Raw genomic sequence first — 13,891 nt, 5'->3', positions numbered from 1 at the left:
GAAGTGTTAAATGGACCGCTTTTACTCGGGGCCACGGCGGATGCTATACCTGCGTCGTCAATGCATGGCTTCGGGAGAGACGCGATGAGAGTCGGGCGATGGGCAATGGGGATGCTGGTGCCGCTGTGGCTGGCAGCCGGCGGGGCCGGCGCCCAGCCGCCCGCGCCCGTGGAGGCGGTGGTCACCACCGGCATGATCGGCGACGTGGCCCGGCGGGTCGGGGGGGACTGCGTCACGGTCACGGCCATCATGGGGCCGGGGGTCGATCCCCATCTCTACCAGGCCAGTGCCCGGGATGTGGCGACCTTCCAGGAGGCCGAGATGATCTTCTACTCGGGCTATTCCCTGGAGGGCCAGCTCGGCGAGGTGCTGGGGCGTTTCTCCGAGATCAAGCCGACCCTGGCGGTGGCGCCGTCTTCCATCGAGCCCGCCGACCTGATCACCGTCCAGGACGTCTACGGCATCGACCCCCACCTGTGGATGGACGTCTCGCTGTGGGCCAGGACCCTGCCCACCATCGCCGCGGCCCTCAGCGAGGCGCGACCCGAATGCGAGGCGGCGATCCAGGCCAACGCCGAGGCCTTTGGCCGCCAGCTCGAGGCGCTCCACGCCTGGATCGGCGAGAGCATCGCCACCATCCCCGAGGCCCAGCGCATCCTGGTCACCGCCCACGACGCCTTCAACTACTATGGCCGCGCCTACGGCATCGAGGTCGCCGGCATCCAGGGCATCAGCACCGAGACCGAGACCGGCGTGGCCGATATCCGTGCCATGACCGAGGTGGTGGTGAAGCGTGAGGTGCCGGCGGTGTTCATCGAGAGCACCATCAACCCGCGCACCGTCCAGGCGGTGATCGATGCCGCTCGCCAGCGGGGCCAGGAGGTGGAGATCGGCGGCCAGCTCTATTCCGACGCCATGGGCGAGGCCGGCACCGCCGACGGCACCTATATCGGCATGCTCTACGCCAATACCCGGCACATCGTCGAGGCGCTCGGCGGCACCCCGGCGCCGCTGCCCGAGGCCCTGGGCGAGTGGGCCGAGCGCTGGGACGTTCCCCTGCAATAGCGGACCTTCGGCCCGCCGGGAAGAGGAAGGCACCACCATGACCCAGTCGCTGCATGAACCGGGCCTCGCCCTGCACATCGAGGACCTGACCGTCAGCTACCAGAGCAAGCCGGTGCTGTGGGACATCGACTTCGACGTGCCGCCCGGGGTGATGGCGGGCATCGTCGGCCCCAACGGCGCCGGCAAGAGCACCCTGATCAAGAGCGTGCTGGGGCTGGTACCGACGGTGGCCGGCCATGTGCGGCTGTTCGGGCTGCCCTACAAGGCCCGCCGCCGGCGGGTGGGCTACGTGCCCCAGCGCTCCAGCGTCGACTGGGACTTCCCCACCACCGCCCTGGACGTGGTCACCATGGGGCTCTACGGCCGGCTGGGCTGGCTCAAGCGCCCGGGGCGGCGGGAACGCGACGAGGCCATGGCGGCCCTGGAGCAGGTCGGCATGGCGGACTTCGCCCGCCGCCAGATCAGCCAGCTCTCCGGCGGCCAGCAGCAACGGGTCTTCCTGGCCCGGGCGCTGGTCCAGCAGGCCGACGTCTACTTCCTGGACGAGCCCATGGCCGGGGTCGACGCCACCACCGAGCGGGCCATCGTCGATATCCTTCGCCGCCTGCGCGACGACGGCAAGACGCTGATCGTCGTCCACCATGACCTGCAGACGGTGCGCAGCTACTTCGACTGGCTGCTGATCCTCAACGTGCGGGTCATCGCCCAGGGGCCGGTGCGCGACGTCTATACCGCCGAGAACCTCAAGCGGGCCTATGGCGGCCAGATCGCCCTGCTCGACGAGACCGGTTTCCTGTCCAACCAGGCCTCCGGCTCATGACGGGCTTCCTCGCCCTCCTGCAGGACTACACCATCCAGAACGTGGTGGCCGGGGCGGCCCTGCTGGGGCTGATCAGCGGGGTACTGGGCAGCTTCGCGGTGCTCCGCCAGCAGAGCCTGCTCGGCGACACCATGTCCCATGCCGCCCTGCCGGGCGTCTGCCTGGGCTTCATCATCGCCGGCACCCGGCACATGGGCAGTATCCTGCTCGGGGCACTCGCCACCGGGGCCCTGGCCGCCCTGCTGATGCTGTTGCTGACCCGCATGAGCCGGCTCAAGACCGATGCCGGCCTGGGCATCGCCCTGAGCGTCTTCTTCGCCCTGGGCGTGGTGCTGCTGACCCATATCCAGGGCATGAACAACGCCGCCCAGGGCGGCCTCGACGCCTTCCTGTTCGGCCAGGCGGCGGCCACGCTGCGTTCGGACGTCTGGATCATGGGCGGTATCACGCTGGCGGCGCTGGCGCTGGTGGCGGCCCTGTGGAAGGAGTTCAAGCTGGTCACCTTCGACCCGGAGTTCGCCGCCTCCCTGGGCATGCCGGTGGTCTGGCTCGAGGTGCTGCTCACCGTGATGATCGCGCTGGCCGTGGTGGTCGGCCTGCAGATGGTGGGGGTGGTGCTGATGGCGGCCATGGTCATCGCCCCGGCGGTGGCGGCCCGCCAGTGGAGCCATCGCCTCGAGGACATGGTATGGCTCGCCGCGGCCATCGGCGTGGCCGGCGGCGTGTTCGGCGCGCTGCTCAGCGCCTTGTCCCGGGGACTGGCCACCGGCCCGCTGATCATCCTCAGCGTCTCCGTGGCGGTGCTGGTGTCGATCACCCTGGCCCCGGGGCGCGGCCTGATCTGGGAGGCGTTGCGGCTGTGGCGGGGGCGGCGCCGGCTGCGCGACCAGCAGGTGCTGACCACCCTCTACCGGCTCGCCGCCCACCACGAGGATCCCGTCTATCGTTCCGAGCAGGGCATGCTCGACACCTACCATGGCCTGGGCACCCGGGCCGCGCTGCGCAAGCTCGAGCGCCGCGGCCTGGTGGAATGGGGCGAGGCGCGCCCCGGCGAGCCCGGCCCCGAGCGTCGCTGGGTGCTGACGCCGGCCGGCATCGCCGAGGCCGAGCGCATCCTGGCCTCGCTGAGCGGGGAGGGCAGCTGATGCTGGCCGCGCTGTTCGACAACGTGCCGCTGATGATCATGCTGGTGGGCGCCCTGGTGGGGATCGCCTCCTCCCTGGTGGGCACCTTCCTGGTGCTGCGCGGCAACAGCATGCTCTCCGATGCCATCGGTCACGCCATCGTCTTCGGCATCGTCATCGTCTGGCTGCTCACCCACCAGCAGAGCGGCCCGCTGCAGATCCTCGGCGCCGCCCTCACGGGGCTGCTCACCGTGGTGCTCACCGAGCTGCTGGTGCGGACCCGCCGGGTCAAGCAGGACGCCGCCATCGGCCTGGTGTTCCCGGTGCTGTTCTCCATCGGCGTGCTGCTGCTCAACCTCTACGCCCGGGACGTGCACATCGACACCCACACGGTGCTGCTCGGCGAGATCGGCTTCGTCTGGCTGGATACCGTCACCCTCGGCGATGTCCGGGTGCCCCGGGCGCTGCTGTCCATGGGCGCGATGACGCTGCTCAACGCCGCCTTCGTCGGGCTCTTCTACAAGGAGCTCAAGCTCGCCACCTTCGACGAGACCCTGGCCCGGGCCCTGGGGCTGGCGCCCGGGGTGCTCTTCTACGGCCTGCTGCTGCTGACCAGCGGCACGGCGGTGGCGGCCTTCGACGCCGTGGGGGCGGTGCTCTTCGTGGCCTTCGTCATCGTCCCGCCCGCCACCGCCTACCTGCTCACCGACCGGCTGTGGCTGATGTTCCTCTACGGCACCCTGGTGTCCATCGCCGCCAGCGTCGCCGGCTACTATCTGGCGGTGGCCTGGAACGTCTCCATCGGCGGCATGATGGCGGTGATGACCGGTGTCCTGCTGATGCTGGCCTTCCTCGCCGGTCCCCGCTATGGCCTCGTCGCCCAGTGGCTGCAACGCCGCGGCCAGCGTCGGCTCAACGAGATCCGCACCCTGGCCGTGCACCTCTACAATCACGAGGGCAGCCCGGAGCAGCACGAGGAGAACGTCACCCGGGCGCTGCGCGAACACCTGCTGTGGGACGACGCCAGGGCCCGCCGGGTGGTGGAGCGCAGCTGCGAGCGGCGCCTGATCGTGCGCGCCGGCGAGGCCCTGAGCCTGACCCAGGCCGGTCGCGAGCTGGCTCGGGAGATCCTCGAGCCGGGGCGTCGGGGAGAGCGCGCGGGAGGCCGTTAGTTCGTAGATAAGCGCCAGCCGTGATCTCTCGGTGCCGGCACGCGGCCATCGCGGGTGCGCTTGCAGGCTCGCTTACCCGCCCTACGATGGCCATCGGCAGAGGCAGGCCGGACACGCCCGTTTCGCGGGCGTGTTGGGCGGACCGATATGCCGCCTATGTCGGCAGGGGCTCGACCCCCGTGGCGCGCCACACTTCGCTCGGCGTGGCGCCATCGCCCTCCAGGTCGGCGCAGGTATCGAGGCGCACCACCGTGTCGGAGCGGCAGGTCACGGCGAGCCGGCCTCCCCGGGCGCCGTCCCGCCAGCCGAACACCAGGCGCCGGGAGTCGGTATCGCCGGCGTCGTCCGCCAGGTGCGGGGTGGCCGAATGCCCCCGCGCCTCGAGCCACTCCAGGGCGGCCAACTGGGCGCACTGCGCCACCGGCGTGAGCCGGGCGTCACCCCGGTAGCAGGGCAGGTAGGGTCGGCCGCGGGCCTCGGCCTCGAGCAGAGGCCCCACGTCCTCGGCGCCGATGCGACCATACTTGCGCAGGGCCGGGAACAGCATGGCGCTGGCCGCCAACCGGCAGCCGCCGAGGTGGCTGCTCTCCCACACCTCGAAGGGCAGGTCGCGATCCACCACCGCCGCGGCCAGGGCCTTGTAGGCGGCGAAGCCGAACTTGGCGCAGCACTTGTCCTTCTTGCCGTGGGTGCAACACAGCAGCAGCGCGCCCGCGGGCGGCTCGGCTGCCCAGCGGGCGAGCGAGTCGCCGCGTTCGAAGGCCGTCAGGAAGTCGGGCAACGCCTCGCGCTCGACCTCGAAGCCGCGGTTCTCGGGCATCAGGTAGAGGCGGTGGCGGTGGCTGGGCCGGTCTCGACGGTGGATCAGGTTGACCCGGCGACCGGCGGCGGCCAGTGCATCGAGCCGTTCGGAGACGGCCTCGGGCATGTCGCTGGCGTGGCGCAGGTTGCGGCGCCACTTGGCCCGCGGCCAGGCGAGCAGCAGGTTGCGTTCGGCATGGGTGGCGGTGCCTGCCAGCGGGTCGCCGACGGCGGTGCTCTCGACGGCGCAGAAGCGTTGGTTCATATCGCCACCCGGGCGTCGTGTGCAGGGTCCGTGGCAGAGGCGCCTCGCGACAGGCTGGGCACGCACACCAGGGCCTGGCTGTGGGGGTCGCGGATGACGTGGGCGTCGAGGTCGAAGACCCGCTTCAGGTTGTCGGCGGTGAACACCGCCTCCGGCGTGCCACTGGTGACGATGCGCCCGTCGCGCATCATGACCAGGCGATCCGCGTAGGCCGCCGCCAGGTTCAGGTCATGCAGCACCAGCAGCAGGGTGCGGCCGTGCTCGTGGGCCAGGCGAGACAGCAGGTCCAGCAGGTCCACCTGCACCTTGAGATCGAGGAAGGTGGTGGGCTCATCGAGCAGGATCAGATCCGTCTCCTGGGCCAGCACCATGGCGATCCAGCAGCGCTGCCGCTGGCCGCCGGAGAGCGCGTCGACACCGCGGTCGGCGAGGTCGGTGACATCGGCATAGGCCATCGCCTCGCGGATGGCGCGGGCATCCTGCGCGGCATCCTGTCGCCACAACCGCTGGTGGGGAAAGCGTCCCATGCCGACCAGCTGCCTGACCGTCAGTCCCTCCGGGGCGGAAGGGCCCTGCGGCAGGATGCCCAGGCGGCGGGCCACCTCTCGCGTATTGCGGCGGTGGATATCCTGGCCATCGAGACAGACTCGCCCGGCACTGGGCGTCAGGGTTCGCGCCAGCGTCTTCAGCAGTGTCGACTTCCCGCTCCCGTTGGGGCCGAGCAGCACCGTCAGCTTGCCCTCGGCCACCGCCAGATCGACGCCGTCCAGGACGCGTCGGGACTCGTACCCGGCGCGCAGGGCTTCGCCCGTCAGTCGAGGCGGCGTGGCAGGGATCGAGGGCATGGGAGGGGCTCGCCGGTGTGGTTCCTGAGTCGGAGCACGGTAAGGCAAAACATTCTCATTTGCAATGTCTGCCGGAATCCCCACAGGGCTATCGCCGTTGGGCATGACGAGGGGCGCCGGGGACAGATCGAAGAGGGGGTCTTTTGCCATGGGTGAGGCGGACTCCGCCGAACGGGTTGGCCATGGAAGGCCAACCCGGGTCCTGCAAGTGAAGCAGGACGCGAGAGCGCCGCAGGGAAAAAGTAGCGCCTAGGGACGGGTCCACAGCGCCCCCTCGTAGATCTGTCGACGGATCAGCCCCGAGTGACAACGCGGGTCCGATGCAGCAGATAGACGAAGAAGGGCGCGCCCACGCCCGAGACGAAGATGCCGGCGGGCAGGTCCTCGGGCAGGAACGCCACCCGGCCGAGCAGGTCGGCGTAGAGCACGATCAGGGCGCCGATCAGGGCGGCGGCGGGCACCAGCCGGGCGAGGCCCCGCCCCACCAGGCGGGCGGCGATATGGGGCGCGATCAGGCCCACGAAGCTGAGCCCCCCGGCGAAGGCCACGGCCGCGCCCGCCAGTGCCACGCTGCAGGCCATCAGCACCAGCCGGCTGCGCAAGACGTTCACGCCCAGCCCCTGGGCCACATGATCCCCCAGCGCCATGGCATCCATGTGCCGTGCCCGGGTCAGGCACAGGGGGACGGCGACCAGCAGCCAGGGCAGCATGCCGAGCACGTCCTGCCACTGGGCGGCGTAGAGGCTGCCGGTCAGCCACACATAGGCGGCCATGGCGGCGGCATCGTCGCTGATCACGATCAGCAGGGTGGTCACGGCGCCCATCGCCGCGGAGAGCCCGATGCCGACCAGCACCAGGCGCGAGGGCGTGATGCCGCGCTTCCAGGCCAGCAAGAACACCAGCAGGGCAGACAGCAGGGCGCCGAGCAGCGCGGCGGCCGGCAGCCAATGGATGCTCAGGCCGGTGCCGAAAATCGCCAGGAAGGCCACGGCGGCCATGGCGGCGCCGCTGGTGATGCCGATCACGTCCGGCGAGGCCAGGGGGTTGCGCACGATGCCCTGCAGGATGGCGCCGGCCACGGCCAGGGCCGCCCCCACCAGCACGGCCAGCACGATGCGCGGCAGGCGCAGCTCCCGGACGATGAAGGCGATGTCGCTGTCCTCGGGCGCGGCCAGCGCGTGCAACACCTTGCCGAACGGGGTGGGGAAACTGCCGAGGGCGAGCGACAGGCCCATGCTGGCCACCAGCAACAGCCCGAGCAGGGCCATGATGCCGAGATCGCGAGTCCGGTGGGCAGCGAGGGTGCCGTCGCCCACGTATTTCAGGGAAGGGGAGTGCGTCATGGTCAGGCCGGCTTCCTGCGCGCCAGATAGATGAAGAAGGGCGTGCCGATCAGGGCGGTCATCACCCCCACCGGGACATCCTGAGGGGGCATCAGGAAGCGCGAGGCCACATCGGCCAGCAGCAACAGGCTCGCGCCCAGCAGGGCACAGGCCGGCAGCAGCCAGCGGTGGTCGACGCCGAAGAGCCCCCGCGCCATGTGCGGGACGATGAGACCGACGAAGCCGATCATGCCGGCGAGCGCGACCGAACTGCCGGCGAGCAGGATCACCACCAGGCCGAGCAGCAGCTTGATGGTGCCGGCGCGCATGCCGAGGCCCTTGACCATGTCATCGCCCAGCATCAGGGCATTGGCGTGCCTGACGAGCAGGGCGCACAGCAGCAGGGCGCCGCCGAAGAGCGGCAGCAGCGGCACCACCAGCGACAGCTCGCGTCCGGAGACGGAACCGGCCAGCCAGTACAGCACGCTCTCGAAGCTCTGGCGGTCGATGATCAGCAGGCCCTGGCTGAACGAGACGAACATGGCGGTGATGGCCACCCCCGCCAGCACGACCCGCAGCGGCGACAGCTCCCCCTGGCGACCGCGGCTCAGCATCGCCACCAGGCCGGCCGCGACCAGGGCCCCCAGCAGCGCCGCCCAGACATAGTCGGCCGGCGTATGGAGGGGCAGCAGCGAGACGGCGATCACCACGAAGAACATGGCCCCGGCGTTGATCCCCAGGATGCCCGGCGAGGCGAGGGGATTGCGGGTCATGGTCTGCATCAGGGCCCCGGCGATGGCCAGGCTCGCGCCGACCAGGGCGGCGATGACCGCGCGCGGCAGGCGCTCCGTGCGAATGATGATATGCGCGACCCGGACGGGGTCGTAGTGCACCAGTGCCTGGGCGAAGGTCGGCGGGGCGATCTCCGTGGTGCCCAGCATGACGCTCGCCGCGAAGGCCGCCGCGACCAGCGCCATGCCCAGCAGCAGCCCCGCGACCCGGGAAAGGCGGCCACTCAGCATGCGGCGGGCTCCTCGTCTCTGGGGGACATCGCGGCGGTATCAGCGGCGCAGGCGGCGCTGGGCGCCACTCCCGACGGGGTATCCGGCGCAGGCGTCGCGGGCCCGCGGGGGGTATCCAGCCCGTAATGGCGGTAGAGGTCATCCAGCATGGCATTGGCGGCCAGGATGCCGCCGCCCATGATCCAGTTCACCGCATCCACCTCGAAGACGCGTGCGTGCTGCACGGCGTCCAGTCGCTGCCAGAGGGGATGGGCGGTCCAGTGCCGGTAGTTCTGGGCGATGGCGGGATCGTCCGGCTCCAGCAGCACGAAGATCACGTCGGCATTCATGACCGGGATGTTTTCCTCGCTGGTCAGCTTCATGCCCCAGCCTTGGTCGTGCACGGACTCCGGCTGCTCGAACCCCAGCTCATCCAGGATGGAGCCGGCGAATCCCGTGGAGTAGATGCGCACATGGTCGCTCTTGAAGCGGACCACGGCGGCCTTCTGCGGCCAGTCGTCGCCCAGCGTGTCGGCGATTCGCCGGCGAAAGTCCGCCACGCGCTCGTCCCAGTCCCGCAACCACTCGCGGGCGCGGGCCTCCCGCCCCGTGGCCTCGGCCAGCAGCGCCAGGGTGGCCTTGAAGTCGAAGACGCTGCCGGTGGCGACCGTCGGCGCGATCTTCTCCAGCAGTGGCCGGACCCGCTCGTGGCGAAAGCGCGTGGCCACGATCAGGTCGGGGTCCAGCCAGGCCACCTTCTCCAGGTTGGGCTGGGTCTCCAGGCCGACGTGCTCCACGCCGGCCAGGGCGTCACGCAGGTAGCGATACATGGGCCTTTCCAGCCAGGAGTCGACGACGCCGACCGGCGTGATGCCCAGCGCCACCGCGCTGTCCGTCGCGCCCTGGTAGAGGGTGGCGACGCGCTGCGGGGTGGCGGGGATGGGCGTGTCGCCGAACGCATTGGCGACGCTGCGCCTGCCTTGGGTATCGTCGTCGGCGAAGGCGATGGGCCCCCACGGCATGAGGGCCACCAGCAGTACCCTCAGCCACCGGCGTCGGGTCCGTGTGCAACTCTTCACTCCGGCCTCACCCTAGAAGTCGAGCTGGTAGCCCAGGGTGAGGGTGCGGCCGCGGCCCTTGAAGTAGTAGTCGTCGCTGACCCGAGCCGCCTGGGAGTAGTAGGTGAAGTAGTCCTCGTCGGTGAGGTTCTCGATGCCCAGGCTGGCGTGGCCCACCGGCAGGCGGTAGGTCAGGGAGGCGTCGACCAGGCCGTAGCCCTCGAACTCGAGCTCGGGATCGTCGACGCTGCGGTCGAAGTAGTAGCGGTACTGGAGGTGCGAGGACAGTGTCTGGTTCCAGGCCGCGCTCCAGGCCAGCTTGAGGGTGTCCGGGGCGATATTGATGCCGGTCAGCTCGGTGTCCACGTTGCCGTCGCCGTCGGTGTCCGACTCGCCCTCGGCATGCGTGTAGGACAGCCTCAGGTTATGGGCATCGTTCAGCTGGGCCTCACCGGTGATCTCGAAGCCCTGGATCTCGGTCTTCTCGCGGTTGCCGACCCAGACGCCGTTCTCCTCGGTGAGGCGCTCGCCGAAGTCGGCGTTCGACTCGTAGTAGCTCAGCTCGAGGCCGTAGCGCTCCCAGTCGAAGCGGGCGCCGATCTCGCGATTGTCGGTGACGATGGGCTGCAGCGTCAGCAGGGTGTCGACGTCCTGGCCTGGCGTCTCGATGCCGCGCAGCACCCGGCCGACGTCGGGCATGCCGAAGCCTTCCGAGTAGTTGGCATAGAGCTGGGCCCAGTCGGTGGCCTGGTAGACCAGGCCGGCATTGAACAGCGTCTCGTCGAAGTCGGGGTTGCCGCCGTCGACGCTGACGTTGTCCTGGGTGACGTTGCTGCGATCGATGGTCGAGAAGTCGTCGACGTTCAGCTCGGCCTGCTCGTGGCGTACCCCGGCGTGCAGGCTCAGCGCCTCGGTCAGGTCATAGTCGCCCTGCAGGAAGGCCGCGTAGTTGCGGAACTGGCTTTCCGGCACATAGGTGCGCTCGGTGTGGACCAGCATCTGCCGGGTCTCGTCCTGGAGCAGGTCGAGGCCGGTCGTCAGGGTCAGGCGGTCGTCCAGCAGGCCGTCCCGGGACAGGGTGAACTTGGCACCGACCTTGTCGGACTCGTTGCGGGTCTGGTCGAAGCGAGTCTCGCCGTTGGCCTGGTAGGGGAAGTAGGGGGTGGTGGCGAACCGGGCGCGGAAGCGCTGGGTGTAGAGCTGGGCGTCCAGCTCGTTGCCCAACCAGTCGGCATGGGAGTAGGACAGCCGGGCCGTGGTGACATCGTTGTAGCCGGGCTCCCCCACCGGATCACCCTTGCGCGCGGTGGTCGGCACGCCGGCGTCGCGATCGCCGGGCACCGGCACATGGTCGCCCTCGCCCTCCAGCTCGAAGTGGTTGAAGGACGCCTCTATGTTCTGGTCGTCGTCGATCCAGTAGCCGATCTTGCCCAGCAGGTCGTAGCTCGTGGAGTTCTGGAGCTCGCCGGGATAGGCGATGCCCACCCGCTCGTCGTTGCCGTCGAAGAAGACCCCGCGTTCCTGGCGGCTGGCCGCGGCCAGCACGTCCCAGTCGCCGTCCTGCCGGCTGATCCGATAGTCCAGCTTGTGGCCGAAGCCTTCCGACTCGAAGTCGTCGTCGCTGGTCAGGCTGATCCCGGCATGCTGGCGGACGCCGGCGCCCTCGGGGCGCTTGGTCACGTAGTTGATGATGCCGCCGGTGGCGCCCAGGCCGTGCTCGGCGCTGGCGCCGTGGATCACCTCGATGCGCTCGACCATGGAGAGGTCGATGGTGTAGCTGTCGCGGGCGCTGTCACGCAGCGGATTGCTCTGGGGCACGCCATCGACCAGGAACAGCGGGGAGCGCCCGCGGAAGGTCTCGCCGGCATTGGAGAGCTTCTGGCGGCTGGGCGAGTAGGAGGGGATCAGGTTGCTGAGCACCTGGCCGGGGTCCTGGGTGATCGCCAGCTGCTGCTCGATCTGCTCCCGGGTGATGATGGTGACCTTCTGCGGGGTCTCGCCGGCGAGGCTCTTGTTGCGGGTCGCGGTGACGACGATGGGGTTCAGCTCGTCGCCGCCGGAGGAAGCGCGCTCGGCCTCGGCGTTCGCATCGGTCTGGGCAAGCGCCGTGGCGGGCAGGGCGGAGCACAGCATGAGGGGGAGCAGCCGCACATGACGAGGCTGTCTGGTGATGGGCATGAGCGAGGGAAGTTCCTTGTCTGATCCTGGGTGACAGGCATCGGCATGGTGGATGATTGTTCTGGCCGATGCGGGCGTCGTTCGAGTTGGTGTTGATGCGCATCAGAATGATAATGTTTTGCATTAGCGGGTGCAACGCGGCGCTTCATCACCGTGGGGCCAGCGACTGGCTTCGAGCGATCCGGCAAGGCCGCCATGATTCGGCCCGACGAGCGAAGCGCCGCCAGCGGCGACTGGTGCCAGTAGGGTGAGTCGCGCCGCGGGACCGGCAGCCCAGCCCATCGCGTCTGAGTGGTTGCCCGTCGAGGCACGAGCGACGCCTGGCCCGTCGCCGGGCATTCGGCAGGGAACTACCCGCCGAATGGCGAGGAAGAGGGCGAAGGGCCCAGGGACGGTGCGTCGAGAAGCGGTATGTCCGCGGGGGCTCGAACGCCGGCCATGAAGAGGGAGAGACCCAGGATCAGGATGAGCAGGCCCCCCGCGAAGCCGGCCCACCGGAGGCATCGCGCGAGCCTTGTCCAGCGCAGTGAGCGCTGCAGGCGACGCTCGGCCCATTCCCTGGCCATCACGCTGGCCAGGGCCAGCGCCGAGACCGTCAGGGCCGTACCCGCGGCCATGGCCAGCACCGCCAGCACCCCGGCCCAGTAGTGGCCCAGCAGGGAGGCGGCCCCGACCAGCAAGACGCTGCCGCTGCAGGGCCGCATGCCGATCGACGCCACCACGGCCAGGGCGCCACGCCAGTCATCGGCCTGTCGGGGCGTCAGATGGTGGGCGCAGTCACACTCGTGGTGGTCATGGGCGGTCGCCTGGTGAAGGAGACGCGAGTGGGCCAGCGCGCGCCAGCACAGCCAGAGCCCCAGCATCGCGACCAGCAGATAGCTGGCCTGCTCCAGCCAGACCACCGACCCCATGGCCTGGCGCGTCAGCCACCCCAGGCCATGGACCAGCACCGTGACCAGGGCAATGGCCACCAGGGCCTGCAGCAGCGAGGCCAGGCAGGAGAGCAGCAGGGCACGGCGCAAGGCGCCGCCCTGGCTGAGCAGATAGGTGGTGAGCACCGCCTTGCCGTGGCCGGGGCCGGCGGCATGGAAGACGCCGTAACCGAAGCTGAGGCCGAACAGGCTCATCCAGGCGGTCGCACTCGGCACGGCGTCGAGGTAGGCGATCGCCTCCGTCAGGGCGCGGTGGAGATCTCGCTGCCAGGCGACCAACTGCAGGCCAACGCCCTGGCCGCTGGTGAACCAGGCCAGGCCGATCACCGCCATCGACAGCACGCCGAGTCCGACGAGCCAACGCCAGCGGGGACGGGACGGGCGTGTCATGGCGCCACGCATGGCCGTCGCGGGGTCACGCGCCGGCGGCGCGGCGCCCCGGGAGGTGGCTAGGGGAGGTCGCATCGCACCTCTCCGGTTTCGGCGAAGAAGCGTCCCAGTCCCTCCGGCGCCTGTTCGCCACGGTCCAGGCTCGCCGCCTCGGCGACCTGGACCGGGTCGGGGTCGGCGGCGATGATGCGCGTGGCACAGTCGGCTCCCGTCACGCGCAGCGCGTCCGCCCGGGGGATTTCGCCATCCGCCTCATGCAGCACCTCGATATAGTAGGTCGGGTCGTAGATCCGGTAGTGCATCGCGGCCTGGTCCAGTGGCAGGGGCTCGGCCAGCGGCAGCCGGAACATGAGGACGACGCGGCCGTCTCGCGCCAGGGTGGTGAAGTCGTCGACCTCGCCCAGCGCGACCGCCTCTCCGTTCCGGGTGACGTGGGTGAAGTAGTGCTGTGGAGACAGGTTGTGACGTATCTCCACGCCGAGCTGGTCGAGGCGGGCCTCCATCGGGGCCTCGCCCTGGGCGGCCCGCAGTTCCTCCAGCAGCAGCTGACTGTAGAAGGGGTCGAGGCGCCAGCGTTGGTGCAGGGCCTCGACCCGGCCGTGCTCATCCATCAGCACGCGCACCGTGACGTCCACCCAGCCGTGAGGGTGGGCCGGGCTCAGCCGTGGCCAGAGAGCCAGGGCGCAGGCGAGGCCGAGGGCCAGGAGGCGGCGCCCGGCCTCGCCCCGTGATGTGCGTGGAGGCGGCATGGTCGACATCCTATGGCAGCAGCGGGAGGGCGGCAACGCGGGGCGATGCCGCCCCAGGGTTGACGCAGTTAAGGTTGTCACTCGGGGCTGATCCGTCGACAGGTCTGCGAGGGGGCGCTGTAAACCCCTCCCTGGGCGCTACCGACGCCATCCATGGCGTAGGACCCCC

The 13,891-nt window shown here is 70.0% G+C and carries 12 protein-coding genes; 4 read left to right on the top strand and 8 right to left on the bottom strand.

What is annotated here, in order from left to right; translation table 11 throughout:
• Positions 1–84 precede the first annotated feature (84 nt).
• From OCT48_RS13890 to OCT48_RS13875, 4 genes are read left to right on the top strand one after another with little or no spacing between them, the layout of a single operon-like run.
• The gene (locus OCT48_RS13890; protein WP_263589723.1) at positions 85–1,065 is read left to right on the top strand and encodes a metal ABC transporter solute-binding protein, Zn/Mn family; all 981 of its coding nucleotides are present in this window, start codon (positions 85–87) and stop codon (positions 1,063–1,065) included.
• A gap of 37 nt (positions 1,066–1,102) precedes the next feature.
• Positions 1,103–1,885 (top strand): metal ABC transporter ATP-binding protein, encoded by a 783-nt coding sequence (locus OCT48_RS13885; RefSeq protein ID WP_263589722.1) that lies wholly within the window; start codon positions 1,103–1,105, stop codon positions 1,883–1,885.
• The gene (locus OCT48_RS13880) at positions 1,882–3,030 is read left to right on the top strand and encodes a metal ABC transporter permease (protein WP_263589721.1); all 1,149 of its coding nucleotides are present in this window, start codon (positions 1,882–1,884) and stop codon (positions 3,028–3,030) included. The genes OCT48_RS13885 and OCT48_RS13880 overlap by 4 nt, the downstream gene beginning before the upstream one ends.
• Entirely contained in the window at positions 3,030–4,181 is a 1,152-nt protein-coding gene (locus tag OCT48_RS13875) for a metal ABC transporter permease (RefSeq protein WP_263589720.1), read from the top strand. The genes OCT48_RS13880 and OCT48_RS13875 overlap by 1 nt, the downstream gene beginning before the upstream one ends.
• 154 nt (positions 4,182–4,335) lie before the next feature.
• Here the strand turns inward: OCT48_RS13875 and OCT48_RS13870 are convergent, their stop codons facing one another.
• From OCT48_RS13870 to OCT48_RS13835, 8 genes are all read right to left on the bottom strand, one after another.
• Positions 4,336–5,247: a sucrase ferredoxin gene (locus tag OCT48_RS13870; RefSeq protein WP_263589719.1), complete on the bottom strand. Its 912-nt coding sequence runs from the start codon at positions 5,245–5,247 to the stop codon at positions 4,336–4,338.
• Positions 5,244–6,092 (bottom strand): ABC transporter ATP-binding protein, encoded by an 849-nt coding sequence (locus OCT48_RS13865; protein WP_263589718.1) that lies wholly within the window; start codon positions 6,090–6,092, stop codon positions 5,244–5,246. The genes OCT48_RS13870 and OCT48_RS13865 overlap by 4 nt, the downstream gene beginning before the upstream one ends.
• 293 nt (positions 6,093–6,385) lie before the next feature.
• Complete coding sequence (locus OCT48_RS13860) at positions 6,386–7,435, bottom strand: FecCD family ABC transporter permease (RefSeq protein WP_263589717.1); 1,050 nt, start codon at positions 7,433–7,435, stop codon at positions 6,386–6,388.
• 2 nt (positions 7,436–7,437) lie between these two features.
• Positions 7,438–8,436 carry a FecCD family ABC transporter permease gene (locus OCT48_RS13855; protein ID WP_263589716.1) on the bottom strand — a complete coding sequence of 333 codons (999 nt, stop codon included), beginning with the start codon at positions 8,434–8,436 and terminating at the stop codon, positions 7,438–7,440.
• Positions 8,430–9,437, bottom strand: coding sequence for an ABC transporter substrate-binding protein (locus OCT48_RS13850; protein ID WP_263589715.1), 1,008 nt, complete (start codon positions 9,435–9,437; stop codon positions 8,430–8,432). Before OCT48_RS13850 ends, OCT48_RS13855 begins: the two co-directional genes overlap by 7 nt.
• A gap of 69 nt (positions 9,438–9,506) precedes the next feature.
• Positions 9,507–11,651 (bottom strand): TonB-dependent receptor, encoded by a 2,145-nt coding sequence (locus tag OCT48_RS13845; RefSeq protein WP_263589714.1) that lies wholly within the window; start codon positions 11,649–11,651, stop codon positions 9,507–9,509.
• A gap of 350 nt (positions 11,652–12,001) precedes the next feature.
• Positions 12,002–12,985, bottom strand: a complete 984-nt coding sequence (locus OCT48_RS13840; protein WP_263592625.1) for a nickel/cobalt transporter — start codon at positions 12,983–12,985, stop codon at positions 12,002–12,004.
• A gap of 47 nt (positions 12,986–13,032) precedes the next feature.
• The gene (locus OCT48_RS13835) at positions 13,033–13,722 is read right to left on the bottom strand and encodes a DUF1007 family protein (protein ID WP_263589713.1); all 690 of its coding nucleotides are present in this window, start codon (positions 13,720–13,722) and stop codon (positions 13,033–13,035) included.
• Positions 13,723–13,891 lie beyond the last annotated feature (169 nt).

It is taken from the genome of Halomonas sp. M4R1S46, assembly GCF_025725685.1.
In the GTDB taxonomy this organism is placed as follows: Bacteria; Pseudomonadota; Gammaproteobacteria; order Pseudomonadales; family Halomonadaceae; genus Halomonas.
Note: the sequence above shows the minus strand (reverse complement) of the source record. Positions and strands in the feature narration are given on the sequence as shown.